This is a genomic window from Waltera sp., from assembly GCF_046969025.1.
GTDB lineage: Bacteria > Bacillota > Clostridia > Lachnospirales > Lachnospiraceae > Acetatifactor > Acetatifactor acetigignens.
Genome location: NZ_JBKVQF010000026.1, coordinates 15940 through 38266, shown reverse-complemented (window position 1 = coordinate 38266; position 22327 = coordinate 15940). Strand labels below are relative to the sequence as shown.

The following is a 22327-nucleotide window of genomic DNA, read 5'->3' as shown; positions in this document are numbered from 1 at the left end:
CCCCCCGGACTCGGATGCTAGCTACAACTGTGGATTTTCTAAAGGAAAGTGGTCAAGTGTTTCTCATCATGACGGGGCCGCCTTTACGCTGCCATCCATGTCGCTTACCGGCTAACGCGAACATCGTGTTCGCGTTGCCCCTGCGGCTTAACCACTTTCCAAGAAAATCTCACAGTCTCCGCCGCATCTACGCCCGGGGGAGCAGTCCTTTTCTGCTGGAAACCTTCCGCCTCAGCGTGGACACAGGTGATAGGAACAAGCTTCTCTGTATCCTTAAACCAAGGTATGGGGCGTTACGCACAATATTTGATAATTAAGCCCCGCTATCGTAAGACTGCCGGGGCTTAATTGACTAAATTTGATGATTACGCCCCGCGTATCGTAAACTGCCGGGGCTTAATTGACTAAATTTAATGATTACGCCCCGCGTATGGTAAACTACCGGGGCTTAATTGACTAAATTTGATGATTACGCCCCGCGTATCGTAAACTACCGGGGCTTAATTGACTAAATTTAATGATTACGCCCCGCGTATCGAATAAGACAGCGATTTGTGCGCAAGCGCCCATCGCTGTCCTCACTATGCCTATGCGCGGCTCATTGCCCGCGTAACTCTCAATTAACTACGCTTGGCAGCATGTTCCAAATAGAGAAAAAAAGCCACATTCAGAACAATGCCCACTGCAGTAGAGATGGGGGCTGCGAGGCCGATATTGGTGAGACTTGCGTCCGGTTGGATACTCATATAGTAAGCAAAAGGAAGTCGGACGAGAAGTGTCTGGATCAGTCCCTGAAGCATGACCCACACGGTCTTGCCATTACCGTTAAAATATCCCATCATGCTGAACAGCACAGCAGTCAATAGTGTCTCCGGTGCGAAACCTTTCAGATACTCATACCCTCTCTGCACCACTGCCGCATCCGCGGAGAAGATACCTGCCAGCAGATCCCCCCGGAAGAACACCAGTGAAAAGGCAAAGCATCCCACCAAAAGTCCGATGCCGATACCGGTGAACATGGTCTTCTTCGCCCGCTTCTGTTCTCCGGCACCTACATTCTGTGACACGAAAGAAGAAGTGGACTGCATCAGTGCACCGGGGATCAGCATGGCAAAGTTAACGATTTTGCATGCCACGCCGTAGCCAGAGGAAGCTTCCAGTCCCAGGCGGTTGACAAAGGCACACAGTGCCAGGAAAGAGCCTTGCGTCAGACACTCCTGCAAAGCTAACGGCAGACCAATCTGCAGGAATTTACCGCACTGGGGATTCAAACGGAAATCGTATCCGGTAATGGTAAAGGGCAGTCCCTTTTTCACAAGGCGTACAATTGCAAACACTACGCTCAATGCCTGTGCAAAAACAGTAGCCAGCGCTGCTCCCATGGCATCCATGCCCAGTCCTGCCACCAGCACCAGATCACCCACGACATTGACAATGCACGCCACGAATACAAACAGCAGCGGGGAATTGCTGTCACCCAGTCCACGGAAAATGGCTGACAATACATTATATGCCACAATAAAAAAGATTCCGGCACCGCAGATCCGGATGTAAGCAGCGGTCAGCCCTACCGCCTCTTCCGGTGCCTGCATGAGAACCGCAATAGGACGGGCAAAGCCCACCATAATTACAAACAGCACCAGCGAGATCGCTGCAAATACAACGGTTCCGCCGCCGATAATGCTGCCGATCTGATCCTCTCTCTTCTCCCCGAGATACCGGGCGATCAGCACGGTGATACCCATGGCCAGCTGAGTCACCACAAAGGTCACCAGATTCAGCACCTGACTGCCGGTGGATACACCGGAAAGTCCGGAGGTGGAGCCGAACCGTCCCACTACCAGCAGGTCTACCGCACCGTAAGCCGCCTGTAAGATTAAGGCTCCCAAAATGGGAACCATGAAGCGAAGCAACTTTTTCAAAATGCTTCCTTGTGTAAAATCCATCATGTCATTTTCTTTATTTTTCAAACTTCTCTCTCCTCTCGCACATCACCTGATAAAAGGTCTCTATGGTCTGTATCATCACTTTCGCATCTGCTTCGGAAATGCTCTCCAGATACGGTGCCAGACCGACAAAATAATTCTCATTATATTTTTCCGACAGTTTTCGTCCCTCTTCTGTCAGAGAAATATAGGTGATCCTGCCGTCTTCCGCCGCATTGGCTTTCCGCAGATACCCCTTTTCTTCCATTTCTTTTACTGTCCGTGTCACGCCGGGACGGGGGATATTCAGATAGTCACTGATATCTGAAATCTTCACAGCAACCCCCTGCCTCTCCATGATCTGGATCACATCCAGGAAATGAATATAAGAAGGTGTCACGCCTGAGGGCAGCGCCGGAAGCATCTCCCGGATCCGTTTTGCCTGATAACAGGCATCCAACATTCGTTTTATGGTCTGAACCGTCATTCTTTTTCCTCTCTGATATCTTTTTTCTATTCTTTAATTGTCTTTATAGTTACCACTAGTAATTATCTTTGGTAATTATATGTAAACATTTCAGATTTGTCAATGAGATATTTTCATAAACACAAAAACAGCAGACTCTTTTGGAGAATCTGCTGTTTTCCTTTCTCTTCATTCAGATCATGAAGTTTCCACCTGGATGATTGTTTACGCATCCGATCTGGCATAGGCATTTTTCATCTGTCCGCTAAGTTCGTACAGTACCTTGTCCAGCGTGTCGGCTGCTGCCTCCCGCAGCATTTGGGCCGTCTTTTCGTTGGCTTCTTCCTGCAATTTCTTACATTTGCCCTCATCGTTCTCCTGCGCCAGCAATGCATCGTAGTGATTCAGGATCACATGGCTCTTCGCCGCCACCTTTTCCTGATAACGTTCGATATGGAACACGGATTTGTTGTAAGAAGCATCGGCCATGGCTGCGATCATACGGCTCATCCAGTAGAAGTTCTCCGTGGAGACTTTTCCGGTGGTCGCTGACAGGTACTCAGGTGTCCTATCGATGCCGGTATAAAAAGGTGCCAGTACATTAAAGGCATTAGAGGCCAGCGCCAGCCACTGAACCGGCTCTCCCTCCGGACGCATCTGGATCAGGGTCAAGACGTCATTGCGGTTGATGCCGATGGAACGATAGGCTCCCCGCATGGACTTATCTCCATAAGCCGCATAAGGATCGTAGGGCGTTCCCTGATAATGGGAAGACAGCACATATTTCACATCTTCCACCGTGATTTTCTTCTCCGGCACCATGCACCAGGGCAGATCATCGGAAAACGGTGTGTACTCTGCATTCGGGCCATCCCAGATCTTTGTACGGGGATTCAGGGTCCGCAGCATATACCAGGCTCTTGCGGTATTGTATACATGGTCGGAATCGTCATGGCTTCCAAAGGCATCTCTGGCGGAAAAACTGCCGTCCTGTGACAGATCCAGGTAGTTCTTTTCAATAAATTCTTTCAGATCCGCGGAACACATATGCTCCTTTTGCTCCGTCAGCGCATCTTCCAGATCAAAGGCATCGATTCCGAACTGGTTCGGCATCACCACATAAGCGTCGTCCGGCACTCTCCGGGCGATCCAGTGATGGCCGCCGATGGTCTCCAGCCACCAGATCTCGTTTTTATCGGAAAAAGCAATCCCGTTCATCTCGTAGGTACCGTATTTCTCCAACAGGCTTCCCAGACGTGTGACACCCTCTCTGGCACTGTAAATGTAAGGAAGCACCAGAGACACAATGTCCTCCTCGCCGATGCCGCCGGAGATCTCTTCCACACCATCCTTCGCCGGAACATATTCCACCAGTGGATCCGCTCCCAGAACTCTGGCATTGGAAGTGATGGTCTCTGTGGCCGTCATGCCCACACCTGCCGCATTGACACCGTGCGCTGCCCAGATACCCTCTCCGTCCAGTGCATTGGGGACTGCGGTATAACGCATGGGATCCTCCGGCAGATTGATCTCCACATGGGAAAGCACGGATTTGTATTTTTTCGGCTGTTCTTCCGGATGCACCACAACGAATTTCTTCGGTGTGAACTGCCCCGAAGGAGAATCGTCATTCCGGGCGATCATGGTGGAACCGTCATAAGATGCTTTTTTTCCTACTAATATGGTTGTACATGGCATAATCATTACCTCCTGATACTGTGTTTCAAAATTTTCTTCTCCGGCACCGGAAATCTGTGTTCCAGTCCTGGCACTTATGCCAGCTTCTGTCCGTTAATGACTACATTTTGAATTGTCTCCGGCCTGCCCTGTAAAGGCTCGATCTTTGTGAACTGTCTGCAGCCGGTGACTTCAATATTCTCCATCTGCAGATTTCTGAAATACGGGATGTCGTCCTCATTTTCCATGGCAATGGTCTCTTCCCGGTTCAGGGAATTGAGCACATAGGACATGGTCAGGATCACTGCCTCGCCCTTGATCTCGCTCATATGGATATTGCGGAGAGTGATATTTTCCACCACGCCGCCGCGGCCCAGCGCACTCTTCATGCGGACACCCACATCGGTTCCCACGAAAGTACAGTTCTCCACCAGAATATCCTTTACTCCGCGGGACATCTCACTGCCGATGACGAAGCCGCCATGGCCTTCGTTCACCAGACAGTCATGGATGTAAACATTGCTGCAGGGCCCCTGAATCTTGCGGGCAATGGCATTTTTGCCGGACTTCATGCAGATGGCATCATCTCCGGTCTCAAAAACACTGTGATGAATATGCACATTAGTGCAGGACTCCACATCAATGCCGTCACCGTTCTGGGCATAATAAGGATTGCGGACCTGTATATGCTCCACCGTAAGGTTCTCGCAGAAATAGGGGTGGATATTCCATGCCGGAGAGTTCATGAACGTTACGCCTTGCAGAAGCACATTTTTGCAATGGCGCAGACTGATCATCACCGGGCGGTAAAAATCATAATAAGGTGCCGCAGCAGCCAGTGCTTCCTCGGTGTTTCCCTGAATGTTGTGGTGATTTCCTTTTAAAATCGACTCTGTGGGCATCCAGATCGCTGTTTCTTTCGTCTCTAACACATAAGGGCTGATGGTAAACAACGTATCCCACTGTTTTTCCGTCATCTTAAACTTCTTGATCGGACGCCATTTATCACCGCTGCCGTCAATGATACCATCTCCGGTGATGGCGATATTTTCAGCATTTTCCGCTGTGATGGGAGACACGGTACGGATGCAGTCCTGCCCTTCATAACTGGTAATGCGCAGGGGATAATCCTCTTTGGACTTGATGAATTTTAACATAGCCTGACTGTCCAGATGAAGATTGACACCGCTTAACAGCCGGAGCGGAGCCACCGCCCAGATGCCTGCGGGAACTCTTACCGTACCGCCCCCCTGCTCCGACACTTCGCAGATCGCGCGGTTAATGGCCTCCGCATTGTGTCTGCCGGTCTCGATCTGCAAATCGCCGCTCTTCGCGCCGTATTCTGCTATGGACACCTCCCGGTCCGGGAACTGGGGAATTTCTACTTTATAATTCTGATTATACATGGTTATTGTTTTCTCCTTTGAATATTTTCATGGATACTTTCACATTTTCTATGTTTCTGATTCTAGCGTGTTCCGTTTCGGACTTCCACCCGGTTTTTGCGTTTTTCCGAAGGGTTCTACTGCTTATTTGTGCCCTTCCGCGCAGATCCAGTCCTCGCCGTCTTTTAAGTGAATCCGTACCTCTTCAAATCCTGCATTTTCCAGCAGTTCCCGGAATTCTTCCGGTGTGGGATTAAACAGATGGAATCTTTGAATGTTTTCCCGCACCTGTTCCGGCAGATCCTCCTTCTGGTAAATGTCGGCCACCAGTAAAAAGGTTCCCTGCTCCTTCAATACCCGGTAGACTTCTTTCAGATTTTCCGCGGGATCCGGCCAGAAATAAAAGCTTTCCACCGTAATGATCTTGTCAAAAGCATTGTCCGCAAAGGGCAGTTTTTCCACTGAGGCTTCCACGAGATCCATTTTTCCCTGCTGCAGTGCTTCTGCATTGGTTTTCCCGGAAAGCTCCAGTGAAGTGGCGGAATAATCCACTCCGGTCAGATGTCCGTCACGCACCTCTTCACTCATGCGTTTCAGAGTTGCTCCTCCACCGCAGCCGATGTCCAGAATCCGGTCATTTTCCCGGATCTTCCAGTGTTCCAACGCCCAGCCGGTCACTGCGTAGTGGCTTTCGTTCATGCGGCGCAGCATCTTCTCCCCATCCTCCCCGACCGGTTTCCCGGGGTTGCCGGAGATGGTGATCTCCTGCTGGGTGCGTTCGTTGGTGGTTAGGTTCATGGTATTATTCTCTGTTTTTTCAGTCATGATCTTTATTCCTTCTTCCAGCCGCTTTCTTTTTGGATCTTTGCGGTTTTCTTTGCAATTTTTACTATCTCTATTATAATAGTAACTGTTTATAATCATGTAAAGGGCAATCCCGTTATTGAGAATATCTCTGCATAAGGGATTTGGCAAAACACCCGATACAAAGTACAATCTGCGAAAGCATACGCCGGAAATGCAATGGAACGCTTGCAGGTTACGGAAAGGCATACATTTTTATGAAATATTATCTTGCCCCCATGGAGGGACTGACCACTTATAATTTTCGCACTAACTGGAACCGCTGTTACGGCGGCATGGACAAATATTTTACCCCTTTTATCTCCAATCGGCACATGAACAGCAGAGAACGCAACGATGTGCTTCCGGAACATAATGTGGGCATGTACACCGTACCGCAGATCCTGACCAATAAGGCGGAGGAATTTCTGTCGCTGGCAGAGCAGCTGGCCGGATATGGCTACCACGAGGTCAATCTGAATCTGGGCTGTCCTTCCGGGACGGTGGTGGCAAGAAACCGTGGTGCCGGCTTCTTAGGCACACCCCGGGAACTGGAGGATTTTCTGGACGAGATCTTCGAAAAATGTCCACTGGAAATCTCCATCAAGACCCGCATCGGCATGGACTACATGGATGAATGGGCTCTACTGCTTAAAATATATCAAAAATTCCCCATGAAGGAACTGATCATTCACCCCAGACTGCAAAAGGAAGGTTACAAGGGGACACCCCATCTGGAAGCTTTCGCAGAGGCGGTGGAAGCCCTGCAATGTCCGCTGTGCTATAACGGGGATATTACCTCTCCGGAGTCGCTAACGCAGATTCTTACGAAGCTTCCCAGTATCGATACGGTCATGATCGGCCGGGGAATTTTGCAGAATCCGGGATTATTGCAGGAATTGAAGGCTGCCTCCACGGAGAGTGTTGCGCTGCCGTCTTGTGAAGAGCGTCTGGCTGTCCTGAAAGAATTCCACACTTCCCTCCTGACCGGTTATCAGGAGATCATGTCCGGCGATACCAATACGCTCTATAAGATGAAGGATCTCTGGACTTTCTTAAGCCACAGCTTCGAATCTCCGGACAAATACGTAAAAAAGATCCGCAAAGCCACAGATGCCAGCGACTATAAGCTGGCCGTCAATGCGTTATTCCGGGAGTGCGCATTGAAGTCGGAGAATTCTTGATCCTGACATCATCCCATACCTTTATTCCCCGGTGTCGAACTGTTCTCCTTCGTTGGCGTCTTCCATGACGACCTCCGGCTCCGGGATGCCTGCATTTTCCACATAGCTGAAATGAATGACCGCCTGTGGCCAGTTGAAGCTGATCCGGGCGGTCTTCTGCCGCTCCTCGCCTGCCTTGCGGATCAGTTCCAACAGTTCCTGCAAGACTTCTCTGGTCAGATAGCCTCCCCGCCACTGGAACGTCATGGCCCGGCCTTTTTTCGCCATCTGCTGTGCTCTTTTATATACTTCTTCCGTTTTCGTAAAGGAAAGTTTTTTCTCCTTGTAATAAAAATGATCGTTGTCCGGACAGCCGGGTGCCGGGGCGATCAACGGTTCATGATCCCGGAACACTGCTTTATCTCCCAGATTGAAATAGTCGTAGCGGATCTCTCCGGGTGCTTCCGCATTGCCCTGATGTTTTCCCAATGTATTGTCAAATGTGGCATCCAGATGGTAATACTGCCCGCCGATCCGCACAATATTCCAGGTGTGACGGTACTTGATCCCTTTCTCCGGATTGTTGCCGCAGATAGCGATTACACACCACACACCCAGCGTATCACAAAGAACCTTCACCGATTTGGCAATGCCCTCGCAGACACCCACGCCCTGTCCCAGCGGTCCGATAATCTCATGGGAATAGGGCTTTTTCAACTTATCGTAGGTGATATTTTCGCAGATAAAGTCGTGAATGTACTTCTCTTTTTCCCACTCTGTGAACTTTGCGGCAGGTCTTGCCAGCTTTTCCACCCGGGACTGCATGGCTTTCTGATGTTCTCTGATCTTATTTTTCTCAAACAGATACTCCGGCACGAAGATGATATTGGGGGAGTCCTGATAATATCTATACCGATAACTCACTACCCAGAAGATCTCCGGATGATCCAGCCGCAGTCGGAAAAATACGTCATACAATTCTTCCGCCGGGATCCGCGGCAACTGGATCTCGTCTGCCAGCGCCAGCACTCCCTGCTGCATAGCGTGATAGGCGGCCTGCTGGGGCTTGTTCATTTTCTGATAGTAATATGGTTCCATGGTAGTTTCCTATTCTATTGTTTTCATCTGTCTTATTTTTACATTTTAACAGAAGGTTTTTCTTTTGGGTGGATGTTTTTGATATTTTTGATATTTTTTTGATATTTTTTGAAACTTTTGCAGCAGATGCATAGTCTAACCATCAGAGACCTGTAAGATATGGTTTTATTTAAGAGAGGAGTTTTACTTATGAAAAACAAAATGATCTGTGCACTTTTAACTACTGTGATGGTATTGTCTTTTGCTGCCTGTGGCAGTCAGGGAAATGCAGCAGCTTCGGCGGAAAGTACGGTGACTTCCGAAAGCGGTGCGGAGGCTTCTACTGCTGAAAGTTCTGCTGCTGAAGCTAGTGCTGAGACAACTACAGAAGTTTCTGCTGATGCGGCCAATGGTACTTCATATGAAGACAACTTTGCAGTTTCCACAGAGGATGCTGCCGCTTTCGCTAAAAAGATCCAGGATGCCGTAGCCGCTGAAGACCTGAATGCTCTCGCTGATCTGGTCAATTATCCGGTCTATGTTGCTCTGGGCGATGGCAGTGTGATCGAAACCAGGGAAGATCTGATTGCCTTAGGTGCAGACAAAATCTTCACCCCTGAATTGAAAGACTCTATGGCTAATGCTGATCTGTCCGAATTAAGCCCCAGTATGGCAGGCTTCACCCTCTACAGCACCGGTGACGGCCCCAACATCACCTTCAATGTCCAGAACGGAGTACTCGGCATCAGCGGTATCAATTACTAATTTCCGCTTTGAACCATTAAGGGGAGCCTTTCATCAGGCTCCCCTTACTCGTGTCGAAACAACCGTTGTCAACGGTACCATAGTGATATCTATGTTCCCGTTTGTCTTACGCGTGATCAGCGTGGCTCCCCGCTGGATATATTGCTTCGCGATGCCGGAATATCCCAGATAATCAATGGACATTCCGTAAGTCATGCGGATACCTTTATAGGTCAGTGACAACGTATTCAGATGATCGTGTCCACAGAAAATCCATTTCAGCCAGCCGTTATCCACCGCTTTTTCAAAAAAATGAGGTGGTCGGTTCGATATTCCGAAGTACTCGTCCTTTTCTCCGATACTGCCGTGTTCATAAATCACGCTGTGATCGCCCAATTTCATTTTCTCATAAGCTTCCTTAAATTCTGCGGGCGGCATGTGGAAAAATGCCATGGCAGGCACTTTTCTCTCGTTCAGTTTTTCCATGCACCAGTCCGTCTGATCCTCATGGATCCGGTCGAAACCGCTGAAAAACCAGCCGTCACCATACATGTTGGAATCCAGCAGAATCAGCGGAAGTAACAGTTTTCCCTGATCATCTGTGAGGTCTACTACAAAATTCCCTACGCCGGTAATGGGATTCTGAGGACTGTGTTCATATCTTCCTTTGGTAAAAACAGCGTATTTCCCCGTGGCAAAAATCTCCGCCAGCTGCTCCTTATTGCAGGTGGAGCCCATTTCACAGTCATGGTTACCAAAGACCAGAGTATAGGGAATCTGAAAACCATCCAGAAATGCCAGCAGTTTTTCTGCCTGCTTTCGGTTGTTCATGGTACCGCTTTTCGGGAAAAACGGGAAAACAGAATCTCCGGTCAGGACGATCAGATCCGGTCCCGTCCGGCGGATCAGCTCCGTCACCGCTTCCAGCGCCAGTCTGTCCTTTTTCCGGGAAAACATGCCGAAACCAAGGTGCAGGTCTGTCAGCTGCAATATTTTATAATCTCTGTCCGTCGGGATGCAAAGAGAAAAAGTCTCTTCGTCCCGAATCTGAAAGTTTTTGGAAGTATACATAAGAATCTCTTTTCTTTTTGGGGATTAACTCAACGGGATCAATGCTCCTATTGCAGAAAGTACTGTTGAAATCACCATCAGCACCTGAAAAGGCACCGTGCCGATCACACCGCAGATAGGACTGCTGCCCGCCTTTTTTCTGGATTTACCGTATGTCAGCACCAGTATGATGCTCACCAGTACCACTACACCGCTCATAATCCGGGTCAGAACAATAAAGCTGTTCACGCCAAACACCGCAAACAGGATGCAGGGAACTGTGGCGATCAGCCAGCTGATGCGGTTGCCGCTGCCGATCTGCTCATGGACCACATCGCGGAGGGCGAGAGTATTGCTCCAGAACGTGGTAAGTAAAGCAAACAGGGAAAATACGCCTGCCAGGATCATCGCCCAGGTACCGATACTTTCTCCCAACTGCATGTATGCCAGTTCTTTTTCCAGCGCTCCCTTGGTTCCCAGGAGAACCGTACCCGTTACGATCAGGACAAACACTGAGGAAAGCCCAAAACCGATGAAAATGGAACGACGGATCTGTTTCGCGTTGCCATCCAGGCCTTTCACCACCTGGATCACTGCCTGATTGGCGGAAGTTGCGAACACCACCATGCTGTACAGCGCCAGCAGATTATTCCAGTGGAACTGTGCCCGTTGCAAAGAATTCAGCGGATGCAGAAAAGTTCCTACCGTCATCACTGCCACAATTCCCATGAGGACAATGACTGCGTACTTCTGTGCGATGCCTACGGCTTTCATGCCGATAAATACCACAACTCCGGCGATCACATAGTACAAAACCTGCGCCGCCACAAAAGGCATTCCGAACCAGTTCACAAAAATCTGGGCGCCACCGTTGATGTTGCCGCTGACACCGATCATAATTGCCAGCCCATAGACAATAAATACGCTCCAACTGAAGATCTGCTTCATTTTCCCATGAAACAGCTCTCCTTCAAAGCTTTTCACTAGTTGGACACCACCATTATTGTAAGACAACTCAGCAATGATCAGGTGCAGGATCACGTTCACACAATAGGCGATCAATACCATCCACACGACATCCAGCATGCTATTTTTCGTGGCAAGATACGGAACGGCGATGATGCCAGTGCCGATGCTGTTGCCGACGATCATGCTGATGGCTTCAAAGGTCGTGAGATGGGCTTCGGATTGGATGGGGTGGGACATGGGGAGGACCTCCTTGGTAAAAATACTGATTTTCTATAGTTATAAAAGTTTAGCGGTAAGTGCTTCCTGCAATACTTTGGAGCAATTGATTCCTCGCTTATCGGCAAGTTTGGACATCCATGCCGGAAGCGAGACATTTTTGCGAACTGCCTTGGTGTCAGTCATGCTACGATATTTTATAGTGTCTGCCTGAATGATCGTAAGAATATCTGTCGGTAAATGAGGAATCTCTGACTGCGGTGTAGGCTCATTCGGAGTAATTTCCTCATCTTCCAGACCAACAAGACAAAGATTCAATGCATCTGTAATAAGGGCAATCGCCTCTGCCAAAGTCGATGCTGTAGTAATACACCCGTCCACATCCGGAACCTTTGCATAGAAAGTGCCATCTTTTTCAGTAATAACTGCGGTATATGTGTATTGCATGTCATTTGCCTCCTTCTATATTTGCTTCTTTGAAGATATAGCGCATATCATCTTCATTAAAATCATGACGTTTTACAGGAATTGTCTGCTTGGTATTCGGTTGAAAATACAAATCATGACTTGCTCCATGTCTTTTAAAAATAAAACCGTTCTTTTCCAATTCTTTAATTGTTTTCTTTCGTGGATGCATTCTTTTCTCCTTTTATATTATACACAATCTTACACAAAATCAATAGCGAAATACACAAATTTACACAAAGCCATGCGACATAACATTAAAAATTCAAATTGTTACGTAGGAAATATAAATAGATTTTCTTAAAACTGACTTTAAAAGATATTGTAATTATCAACATGTTGTACAATATCAGACATAAAATAGAATAGTATAAGAAATTATTACAATCTGTTTTGATTTCAATATAAAGTATTTCTTGTCTGTAAATAAAAAAATCCAAAGAACTAATTATGCTTTCATGTTCTCTTCTTGCATCCAAAGTGGCATATAGTTTCCATCTTTTTGCTTATAAAAATTTTTACTCAAATATCTGTTTTCCATCTCGTATTCTTCCGGTGTCATTCCGTTTCTCCAAAATAGGGCTTCCATATGCGTTTCCGTTGCCCAATCACTTTGCCTAACCGTCTTACTCAATTAGATATCCTCCTTCTATGTAATCACATAGTACATGATATACGATTGTCTTTTCTATTTCAATGGTCGCTCCCGCAAGGGGAGCGACCATGTTGAAAAAACAGATTATCCCCATCGTCCGTGCATTTCAATCCGCGCTCCCGCGAGGGGAGCGACAACAGATTGGAGGCAGTCCGGATGAAGACAGAAATATTTCAATCCACGCTCCCACGAGGGGAGCGACTTCCTGACGCCGGAGTCCGCAGTCTAACATCAGATATTTCAATCCACGCTCCCACGAGGGGAGCGACGGAAAGCTCTTCGCAGCACACGCTGTATTGACATATTTCAATCCACGCTCCCACGAGGGGAGCGACAATTGGCTTGCACGCCATTTACGCTACCCCGGTAATTTCAATCCACGCTCCCACGAGGGGAGCGACGTACAACGGGGCAAAATATTTTATTCATTGCGCAGATTTCAATCCACGCTCCCACGAGGGGAGCGACCGCAGTACCGGACGATTATCCACAGTATTGTGTATTTCAATCCACGCTCCCACGAGGGGAGCGATGGTAATATGCTTCTGCAACTTCTGAGTACCGTAATTTCAATCCACGCTCCCACGAGGGGAGCGACCAGACAAGTACGCAATCGATATTAACGATTTTGTATTTCAATCCACGCTCCCACGAGGGGAGCGACTTGGCAGACTAACGAGATGCAGAAAAGTCACAAGATTTCAATCCACGCTCCCACGAGGGGAGCGACATACGCCCAAAGCGCGACAGAAAATGTGGATGTATATTTCAATCCACGCTCCCACGAGGGGAGCGACCTAAGGCAATCGGCGTCGACGTGTCAAAAATCATTTCAATCCACGCTCCCACGAGGGGAGCGACAAGCCGCCGATTCCATCCAAGCAAGAAAAGGAATTATTTCAATCCACGCTCCCACGAGGGGAGCGACAAAGCAATATCGTGCAAAAACAAACGTAAATGCAAAATTTCAATCCACGCTCCCACGAGGGGAGCGACAGATATCAACTTATCCGGTATTGTGGCGACAGAAATTTCAATCCACGCTCCCACGAGGGGAGCGACTTCCTGTGCAGATAAACATTCTGCCTGCTCTTTTTATTTCAATCCACGCTCCCACGAGGGGAGCGACGATCGCACGCGTAGAGCAGTAGTGTAAGCCATGGTAGATTTCAATCCACGCTCCCACGAGGGGAGCGACCATTGTGTATATTGTAAATTGTGACGGATAACGGGCGCGTGCTGGAAGCAGAGTACTTGAATTTCAATCCACGCTCCCACGAGGGGAGCGACCTTAAAGATCGGTGGCGGTGCAGCTCCCATTGAGAATTTCAATCCACGCTCCCACGAGGGGAGCGACGGATAACGGGCGCGTGCTGGAAGCAGAGTACTTGAATTTCAATCCACGCTCCCACGAGGGGAGCGACCTTAAAGATCGGTGGCGGTGCAGCTCCCATTGAGAATTTCAATCCACGCTCCCACGAGGGGAGCGACTGGAGGAAAAGATATTATCGGAGGAGCTTCAGAAATTTCAATCCACGCTCCCACGAGGGGAGCGACGGATGAATGCCGGGCATGGAAAGAGAAGCATAATGCATTTCAATCCACGCTCCCACGAGGGGAGCGACCAAACTGCTTTGATCATTGCCAGGGAGAGATGGATATTTCAATCCACGCTCCCACGAGGGGAGCGACGCTTACAGATTTGGGTTATGAAGTGCAGTTTAAGATTTCAATCCACGCTCCCACGAGGGGAGCGACGGATGTGTAGCCATGTAGAGTAATTCACCGTTCTATTTCAATCCACGCTCCCACGAGGGGAGCGACTTTTAAGGACTGCTACAGGCTTTTGTGCTGGATATTTCAATCCACGCTCCCACGAGGGGAGCGACAGTATTTTCATTTCTGCTCAAAGATGCTGAAAAAGATTTCAATCCACGCTCCCACGAGGGGAGCGACGACTTTCCCTGGAACATTCCGTTCCACATATAACTATTTCAATCCACGCTCCCACGAGGGGAGCGACCGTAGGTATCATAGACCGGAAAGAGATCCTCTATTTCAATCCACGCTCCCACGAGGGGAGCGACTGTTGGTGATGCTATCTGCTTATATGAGTTGATAATTTCAATCCACGCTCCCACGAGGGGAGCGACGCATGGGAGCGCTAACCAGTATAAAAGCAATCTCATATTTCAATCCACGCTCCCACGAGGGGAGCGACGTCTTGATACTAAAGCCATGAAGTGCAACAACAAAATTTCAATCCACGCTCCCACGAGGGGAGCGACAGCGGTAGAAAACCCGGTGGGAATTATAAGTGGGATTTCAATCCACGCTCCCACGAGGGGAGCGACGATTCTACTCTAATATCTGCTAAATAATTAGGCTATTTCAATCCACGCTCCCACGAGGGGAGCGACGGTAATGTGGTTGCTACTTGTTCAACACCAAAATATATTTCAATCCACGCTCCCACGAGGGGAGCGACTGTTGGTGATGCTATCTGCTTATATGAGTTGATAATTTCAATCCACGCTCCCACGAGGGGAGCGACAGGCAAAAGATCATATAAAAAGGAGTTCCAACATATTTCAATCCACGCTCCCACGAGGGGAGCGACCAAATACAGTAAAACCACCAAAATAACATTCGAGATTTCAATCCACGCTCCCACGAGGGGAGCGACGGTAAAGATTATTTTATGGGTGTCTACGAGCACATTTCAATCCACGCTCCCACGAGGGGAGCGACGACTTTTCCATCTACAGTGATTCCAACACTCTTTTGATTTCAATCCACGCTCCCACGAGGGGAGCGACTTCCTATACCGGAGGCTATGGTGGTAGTGTTACCGATTTCAATCCACGCTCCCACGAGGGGAGCGACGGTATAGTTACTCATTCGCTACACCTCCGACAAATATTTCAATCCACGCTCCCACGAGGGGAGCGACGGCAGACTATGAAAAGCGCATGGCAGCCAACAGATTTCAATCCACGCTCCCACGAGGGGAGCGACAATTTATTCCATTTTGTTAGTCCAAACTGCTCTATTTCAATCCACGCTCCCACGAGGGGAGCGACGACTTTTCCATCTACAGTGATTCCAACACTCTTTTGATTTCAATCCACGCTCCCACGAGGGGAGCGACCTATTGCATCTGTAGACTGGTATCAGATTGGACAATTTCAATCCACGCTCCCACGAGGGGAGCGACGCCGGTGTTGCTGTCAGATATGGTATCCGATGGCTATTTCAATCCACGCTCCCACGAGGGGAGCGACTGCTTGCGAAGCTCTTGCAGCAAAAACTGTTGTATTTCAATCCACGCTCCCACGAGGGGAGCGACGAATGGGGAAAATAGATACAAGCGGATTAAGCAATTTCAATCCACGCTCCCACGAGGGGAGCGACAATCGCACCACTTTTTATTATCTTCCAGTTTCTCTTATTTCAATCCACGCTCCCACGAGGGGAGCGACTCTGATCTAGTAATGAATATTTATAATAGAAATCATTTCAATCCACGCTCCCACGAGGGGAGCGACCTATTGCATCTGTAGACTGGTATCAGATTGGACAATTTCAATCCACGCTCCCACGAGGGGAGCGACGCCGGTGTTGCTGTCAGATATGGTATCCGATGGCTATTTCAATCCACGCTCCCACGAGGGGAGCGACTATTTCATATTTTCCAAGTACGCCGCCGCAATCATTTCAATCCACGCTCCCACGAGGGGAGCGACGCAAGTGCATCATCTCCTCTCCTGTGGTATAATATATTTCAATCCACGCTCCCACGAGGGGAGCGACGCATAAGCTACGCGCTGCACATGGCAATTATTAATTTCAATCCACGCTCCCACGAGGGGAGCGACCAAACGACGACTGCACAAAGCTCTCGAATTCATCATTTCAATCCACGCTCCCACGAGGGGAGCGACGCAAACGCAGCCAAGCTGGGACGATACCTCATGATTTCAATCCACGCTCCCACGAGGGGAGCGACCCAGTGTGTCTGTGTAGTCCCAATCATCCCCGATATTTCAATCCACGCTCCCACGAGGGGAGCGACAGCAATTTTCGCCAAAAAGTTCTCTTTTCTCTCAGCAAAAATTGTCTAAAATATTTAATCTTAACAACAAATTATTTTAATTAAAAATATCTTTGTATGTTATTTCAATAAATCGCATAATTTATAAGGTGCGAATCCCCCAGGCATTTTATGTATGCTTGGCTTTCGCATCAGTTACAAAATCAGTGTCTGATCCGGGGCGATTCCTCTGTCTACCCCGATATGTTCAATCTTGGTCTGATATTTATTACCCAGATAGTAGAATCGAAGACTGTCCTTTTCTGTATCAATAATATCCTCAAGTGTTGCCTTCAATGCAATGCTCTGAGCATTATCCAAAATACATTCAAACACAGAATTCTGAACTCTTCTGCCATAATTAACGCATTGTTTTGCCACTTTGCGTAATCTCGCTTTTCCGGTCGCATTTTCTGTGTTGACATCGTATGTGATCAATACTAACATATCGCACCTCACTTCCACAGGAATGCAGGATAACCGTCCAGATCCCCACGTAGATACCGCGCCAACAGCATTGCCTGCACATAGGGTACCATGCCCCATTCCAACTTTTCCTGCAAATAGGGATGCGTTATGGTTTCTTTTTTACGATTCTGCCACTCCGTCAGTATTACCTTTCGTCCATCATCATCCAGAAGAACCGCGCCGTTTTCTTTTTGGGTAAAATTTTTAGCTGTGATCATCCGCTTATTTACCAACGACAGCACAAAGCGATCCGCCAGCACGGATCTTAGTTCCTCCATCATATCCAGTGCCAGCGATGCTCTACCCGGACGCTCTGTGTGCAGATATCCCACGCAGGGATCTAACCCTACGCACTCCAGTGCAGATGCTTCCATATTTGTCAGTAATGTATACACAAAAGACATCATTGCATTCATTTTATCGATGGGCGGTCTTTTATTCCTGCCTTGAAATGTAAAATCTTTTTTCTGCTGCAGAATCAATTCGTCAAACACGCTAAAATAAATACTGGCTGCCTCTCCTTCATATCCCCTGAGTTCGTCCCTGGATGTGCTATTCTGAATCAACATCAGAGAATTTTTCAGCATTTCAGATGCCTTTTTTACCCGCTCTGCATCAATCTGCATACTATGATCTCTGACTGCCCGCTCCAGAACCCACCTGGCATTATGTACTTTTCCAAGGATACAATTTTGAGCAATCTCCAATCCCACCTGTTCATCTTTGCTGCTGGCATACTGTTGTTCCCGCAGAATCACGTTACCCCGCACTTTCCCGGTGACCCGTGCCAGGAATTTTCCCTGGGGAGTCATGTAACACAGAGAAATATTTCGTTCTGCACAGGCACCCATAAGTGCCGGGCTGGTTCCCCGATATCCGAATGATACAATTCCCTCAAGATTATGCAGCGGAACTCTGCCCAATTCTTTCTTGTCATCATAAATTACAATATTTTCACCATCCAGAGCAAGATAACTGTTTTCGGAAGTAACATATAACGTATTCAATAATTTTTTCATACGTTTTCCTCCATAAGTACCTGATCCATATAGTTTTTCACAGAACCGGTTTTTGCAAGTCTTGGCATGCAAATCTCCTTTAAAGAGCAGGAAGTACAGTGCTTTCCCATCTTTACTTTCGGTGTATACCGCCGTTCATAATATTGATGCATTTCTTGAAACATCTCACGCACTTTGCTGCGAAGTTCTTCCGTGATCTCCACGATTTCCCTCCGTTTTGTCTCTCCGTAAAACAGTGCACCTTCCGGAATCTGTGTGGAAAACATTTCTTCCAGGCACATTGCCTGCGCCGCTAATTGTAATTTGTCTTCCTCTGTGATCTTCGGCTTTCCCTTCTTGTATTCGATCGGATATACCGAAAAATAGCCCCTGTGCCCATGCAGGCGGATTCCATCCCCACATCTATGGAATTCCACCACATCACACTCACCCGTGACGCCCATTTCTCTGGACGCCACGGGTAATGCTCTCGCTATGATTGTGTCTCTTCTTTTTTCGGTAAGATATGGATCATGTGCTTTCTTATGCATTAATTCACCGATTACCGTATGTTCATTTTCAGCCCACTGTTGCTCTATATGGATCAGCGCCCACTGTCTTTTACAGAATCTGAAGTGTTGGATCCCGGATATCATAAGATAATCATCTTCTGCATATTCCATTAATTCATCCTTCTTACTTCCACGGAATCAGGAATCTGTTCCTCGTGAACGGTAACCGTATAGTCCTGATATTTTCTGGGATATTCCACGCCCTCGTTTCTCTTTACTTCTACGGCATCGAACAATTTATAAGCCGGGCAGTCTCCCAGTTCTTTGCTATGCTTGAATACAATCAGTTCCCGCACTGCCATATTGCCTCTCGCTGCAGAGTGGTCTACCTCGAACATATTAAGAATTGCTTCCCATAACAGTTCCAGATCGTCTTCGGAAAATCCAGTTACTTTCCGTGCCAGATTTGCGGAAATATAGCCTTCTGCACGATACAGACCGTAAGGAACAATGGTCTTTCTTCCCATCTCTGTATTCTTGTTTTCCGCATCTTTCTCTGTGGTGATAGCAACTCTGGTGATGGTTACTTCCTGGCTGATGATCGGATCGATACTTCTGGCAAATCCAATCTGCACGGGTCCTCTCACCTGACCGCAGTTCAACGATGCTTTTACAAAAGTAGTCATTACGGCACCAAACGTACGGATATCATAGAAATTCCGGCACATATAATCCTTCAGTTTAAGATCTACACCGGGATCATTTTTCTTTAACTTTTTAAGTTCCTCTGTCACCTTTTTATCATCCGTTTCGGTGATTCCCATATCCGCACAGGCTTCTCTGTCACTGCGATTTAAGGGTACATCTTCTTTGATGTAAATCTTATATCCCTGAGTATCCTCTTTTACGGTCTCGACATAATTGCGGATCTTACGTTTCAGGCAGACATCCGTTACCAAGCCCAGTCCGCTCTCTGGATCGACTCTTGGCATATTGCCCGCATCAGGATCTCCATTGGGATTACCGTTCTCCACATCAAATAATACTACGAACTCATATCTGTTTTTAATAGCTTCACTCATTTATTTGTCCTCCCCTTTTTTATATTTTTCCTGCTGTTGATGATAGTAGCCAAGTGCAAACTGCCCCTGCTGTTCCAGGGATAAGCGTTTCGGGAAATCGTCAAATTTGCCCATAATTTTCCCAACTTCTTTTTCGTAATAGACTTTCGCTCCGCCTTTATCTCGTTCCAACTTTTTCATATGGCTGTTTTTCAGTTTGAGCAACACCGGGAAAATAACTGCCGGCGTAGCACATGCGGAATTAAAGTAGCGGTCATGAATTGTCGTAGTGATTGTCGGGTTTGCTTCTTTTTGTATGCTTTCCAATACGGAAAACAATCTTCCCAATACATAGGCTATATCATTGCGGTCTTCGTTCAATCCCATGAGATTTTCTCCTTTCATACAATTATAATTTTTGATCAAAACTGCTTTGATGATAGCAACACGTTTCCAGTTCACGTTACCGCACTCTGCCCGAATGCGGATCAGTGTGTAGGTATACAGACTTGCCGGATATCGTCCGCCCGACAGAATCGCCTGCAATACAAGGGCTGCCATGTTCGGAACCGGTGTCTTATCTTTTGATTTCTGATTCACGGTTTCATTCAGCATGTCACGAATCCCCAGATAATCCTGTTCTTCCCATGCCGGTTTTACAATCTTGAGCCGCTCATAATGGTCTGCTATATTCTGTATGATTTTCCCAAACGAATTTACATAGAAAAAACGGACCGACAATCGTGCTGCATTTGGTGCCAGCGCCAGTATGTAAAAATTCTGTTTCGGATCCATCTCCGCATCTTCTAAGTAAACCCTGGTGCCTTCTTTCAGGCTGTCGAAAATGTCCTTCAGTTTTTTCTGATTATCTTTCGTGGGTTTAAACATATTCAGAAAACACTTCTGATACTGCTCTTTACCGCTTTCTGCCCAGTACACGATCATGGAATCCCCCAGGGAAAAGGTGTAATCCCGCTGGGACAGCAGATAATTCAGTGCCGTGGTATATGCAAATTCCGCATATTTTCCCACCGGCGCATTATAACTCTGTTCCTTTCCATAAGACTCAAATGACGGTGCATTGAATGATACCAGCGCCGCTCCGCTGGACTGTGCCCCGGGTACTCCTTTGATTGCTTTATGGATTCGTGATATCTCGGCTTTTTTACCGGTAACCAGGCAAATGCCGTTATCTTCTCCACCATTCCGCGCCCGATAGTTTTCCCAACAGTCTCGAATCTCCGGATCTTCCTGTGCTTCCTGCCCTTCCACAGAGAAAATAAGATTGCCGCCTTCTGTCAATTCTTCCCAGTTTTCCCGAATCACAGGATGTTCTGATGCTTTCTGCGGATCCCATTTTTCAAAATAGGCTAAAATTGCCCGGGCTGTTTTTCCCTGTGCAGATTGCAGAATCTGTCCATGCTTTTCTTTCGTCGCCTGGAAGCAATCCACTACACGTGAGTTCGTTCCATCTGCGTCAATACCCAGCATATACTTGGAATTGTCGCACAGAAAATTAGCTGCCACACCGGAAGATCTGGTCACCATCTCCGGCACGACGAGATTTGTCGGTACCCAGACTACTTTCTTACCACGCATATCCTCTATTTTTCGGGAAGTAATACCTATGATATCCCCCTCCGAAGACAAATTGATTTCATAGGACACTTTCGCATGGCACCATCCCAACCTGGATACTTTCCCCTGTTCTGCCAGATTTTCATAGTATTTTACCAGTGCCTGTAGTATCATCGCAGCACCTCGCAATCTCTCAGATCCACCACGCCGTGACGCATTATTGCCCGGAAAAACATAGGTTTGATATCTTCCGGATCACTGTAATCCATGTCAAACAGCATGATGCCAAGATCTTTTTCTTCTACTACATCATAGGCTGTGTGAATCTCTTCTTCCTCGCAAAGAGCAAAATGTGCCGGGAATTCTCTACAGCCGAAGTATGGCATGCTATAGCATTCTCCTCTTCGTAATCGTCTCATGATAATGTCCTTGAATTTTCCGGGATTATCAGAATCCTTTGCTTTTGGCGTGATTTCGAAATGTGCCTCAATAACATACGAAACATTGCATAGCAAAACAGACGCACGCTGTACAATCTCCTCCTTGGTGCATATATACAATGACTTACCGACTCCATTATACGCATCTAACATTTTATTTTTTGAAATTTTACTGATTACTTCATTTCGTCGTACACTTGTAAATTGAATAGGGTTTTTGACATAGATTTTGTCGATGATCCACCGCATTCCCGGATGCCAGTAGATGGCTTCCAAAATACCGCGTGCCGCTGAGGGCGTGATGATGTCATAGCTGTAGCGTTCTGTCTTAAGTTCGGGTCTTGTAAATAGTGCATAGTCTCCCCATACATTTACTTTTACTCCGACTCCCATTTATTCCACCTTCTTTCCACAATGAAAGTGCTGTTCCCGTTTACCGTTCCCTTGTAGTACTACTTTCTGTCCGACAATAATCCCCCCTTATAAAATACTGTCTTTTTGTAGATATGTTATGACAATATTTTAGATTATCTATATTTATC

At 47.4% G+C, this 22327-nt stretch carries 19 protein-coding genes and 1 CRISPR repeat array; of the genes, 2 read left to right on the top strand and 17 right to left on the bottom strand.

The annotated features are described in order from the left end of the window. Nucleotides 1-620: 620 nt before the first annotated feature. From ACLTOH_RS13090 to ACLTOH_RS13070, 5 genes are all read right to left on the bottom strand, one after another. Nucleotides 621-1949 carry an MATE family efflux transporter gene (locus tag ACLTOH_RS13090; protein ID WP_227062249.1) on the bottom strand — a complete coding sequence of 443 codons (1329 nt, stop codon included), beginning with the start codon at nt 1947-1949 and terminating at the stop codon, nt 621-623. A 10-nt stretch (nt 1950-1959) separates the two neighbouring features. Next, complete coding sequence (locus ACLTOH_RS13085; RefSeq protein WP_227062227.1) at nt 1960-2412, bottom strand: MarR family winged helix-turn-helix transcriptional regulator; 453 nt, start codon at nt 2410-2412, stop codon at nt 1960-1962. A gap of 204 nt (nt 2413-2616) precedes the next feature. Next, nucleotides 2617-4089 (bottom strand): C69 family dipeptidase, encoded by a 1473-nt coding sequence (locus ACLTOH_RS13080; RefSeq protein WP_412224230.1) that lies wholly within the window; start codon nt 4087-4089, stop codon nt 2617-2619. 74 nt (nt 4090-4163) lie between these two features. Beyond that, nucleotides 4164-5474, bottom strand: coding sequence for a glycoside hydrolase family 28 protein (locus ACLTOH_RS13075; RefSeq protein ID WP_412224229.1), 1311 nt, complete (start codon nt 5472-5474; stop codon nt 4164-4166). Between the two features lie 123 nt (nt 5475-5597). After that, entirely contained in the window at nt 5598-6278 is a 681-nt protein-coding gene (locus tag ACLTOH_RS13070; protein WP_242993684.1) for a class I SAM-dependent methyltransferase, read from the bottom strand. 236 nt (nt 6279-6514) lie between these two features. Between ACLTOH_RS13070 and ACLTOH_RS13065 the strand changes: the two genes are divergently transcribed. Beyond that, on the top strand, nt 6515-7480 hold the full coding sequence (locus ACLTOH_RS13065; RefSeq protein ID WP_412224228.1) for a tRNA dihydrouridine synthase: 966 nt from the start codon (nt 6515-6517) through the stop codon (nt 7478-7480). 21 nt (nt 7481-7501) lie between these two features. Here ACLTOH_RS13065 and ACLTOH_RS13060 read toward each other — a convergent pair whose 3' ends face one another. Continuing rightward, on the bottom strand, nt 7502-8557 hold the full coding sequence (locus tag ACLTOH_RS13060) for a transglutaminase domain-containing protein (protein ID WP_412224227.1): 1056 nt from the start codon (nt 8555-8557) through the stop codon (nt 7502-7504). Between the two features lie 189 nt (nt 8558-8746). Between ACLTOH_RS13060 and ACLTOH_RS13055 the strand changes: the two genes are divergently transcribed. Next, on the top strand, nt 8747-9301 hold the full coding sequence (locus ACLTOH_RS13055) for a hypothetical protein (protein WP_337545851.1): 555 nt from the start codon (nt 8747-8749) through the stop codon (nt 9299-9301). A 33-nt stretch (nt 9302-9334) separates the two neighbouring features. On the opposite strand, the gene ACLTOH_RS13050 is transcribed toward ACLTOH_RS13055, so the two are convergent. The 11 genes from ACLTOH_RS13050 to cas5c all read right to left on the bottom strand — a co-directional run bounded on the left by ACLTOH_RS13050 (nt 9335) and on the right by cas5c (nt 22178). Then, nucleotides 9335-10351: a metallophosphoesterase gene (locus ACLTOH_RS13050; protein WP_337545853.1), complete on the bottom strand. Its 1017-nt coding sequence runs from the start codon at nt 10349-10351 to the stop codon at nt 9335-9337. Nucleotides 10352-10375: 24 nt separating this feature from the next. Continuing rightward, nucleotides 10376-11536 (bottom strand): aromatic amino acid transport family protein, encoded by a 1161-nt coding sequence (locus tag ACLTOH_RS13045; RefSeq protein ID WP_337545855.1) that lies wholly within the window; start codon nt 11534-11536, stop codon nt 10376-10378. A 39-nt stretch (nt 11537-11575) separates the two neighbouring features. After that, entirely contained in the window at nt 11576-11962 is a 387-nt protein-coding gene (locus ACLTOH_RS13040) for a type II toxin-antitoxin system HicB family antitoxin (protein WP_118538654.1), read from the bottom strand. Between the two features lies 1 nt (nt 11963). Next, on the bottom strand, nt 11964-12152 hold the full coding sequence (locus tag ACLTOH_RS13035) for a type II toxin-antitoxin system HicA family toxin (protein ID WP_118538655.1): 189 nt from the start codon (nt 12150-12152) through the stop codon (nt 11964-11966). 276 nt (nt 12153-12428) lie between these two features. Continuing rightward, the gene (locus ACLTOH_RS13030; RefSeq protein WP_118538657.1) at nt 12429-12614 is read right to left on the bottom strand and encodes a hypothetical protein; all 186 of its coding nucleotides are present in this window, start codon (nt 12612-12614) and stop codon (nt 12429-12431) included. 56 nt (nt 12615-12670) lie between these two features. Next, nucleotides 12671-16710: a CRISPR direct-repeat array (repeat unit 32 nt; unit sequence ATTTCAATCCACGCTCCCACGAGGGGAGCGAC). A 174-nt stretch (nt 16711-16884) separates the two neighbouring features. Continuing rightward, nucleotides 16885-17175, bottom strand: a complete 291-nt coding sequence (gene cas2 / locus ACLTOH_RS13025) for a CRISPR-associated endonuclease Cas2 (protein ID WP_118538659.1) — start codon at nt 17173-17175, stop codon at nt 16885-16887. A gap of 8 nt (nt 17176-17183) precedes the next feature. After that, nucleotides 17184-18215 carry a type I-C CRISPR-associated endonuclease Cas1c gene (gene cas1c, locus ACLTOH_RS13020; protein WP_337545210.1) on the bottom strand — a complete coding sequence of 344 codons (1032 nt, stop codon included), beginning with the start codon at nt 18213-18215 and terminating at the stop codon, nt 17184-17186. Next, nucleotides 18212-18877, bottom strand: a complete 666-nt coding sequence (gene cas4, locus ACLTOH_RS13015) for a CRISPR-associated protein Cas4 (RefSeq protein WP_178025717.1) — start codon at nt 18875-18877, stop codon at nt 18212-18214. Before cas4 ends, cas1c begins: the two co-directional genes overlap by 4 nt. Continuing rightward, nucleotides 18877-19788: a type I-C CRISPR-associated protein Cas7/Csd2 gene (gene cas7c / locus ACLTOH_RS13010; protein ID WP_337545211.1), complete on the bottom strand. Its 912-nt coding sequence runs from the start codon at nt 19786-19788 to the stop codon at nt 18877-18879. The genes cas4 and cas7c overlap by 1 nt, the downstream gene beginning before the upstream one ends. Further along, complete coding sequence (cas8c, locus tag ACLTOH_RS13005) at nt 19789-21519, bottom strand: type I-C CRISPR-associated protein Cas8c/Csd1 (RefSeq protein ID WP_337545212.1); 1731 nt, start codon at nt 21517-21519, stop codon at nt 19789-19791. Then, a complete protein-coding gene (gene cas5c, locus ACLTOH_RS13000; protein ID WP_337545213.1) occupies nt 21516-22178 on the bottom strand; it encodes a type I-C CRISPR-associated protein Cas5c in 663 nt (220 codons plus the stop codon). Before cas5c ends, cas8c begins: the two co-directional genes overlap by 4 nt. Between the last annotated feature and the right edge of the window lie 149 nt (nt 22179-22327).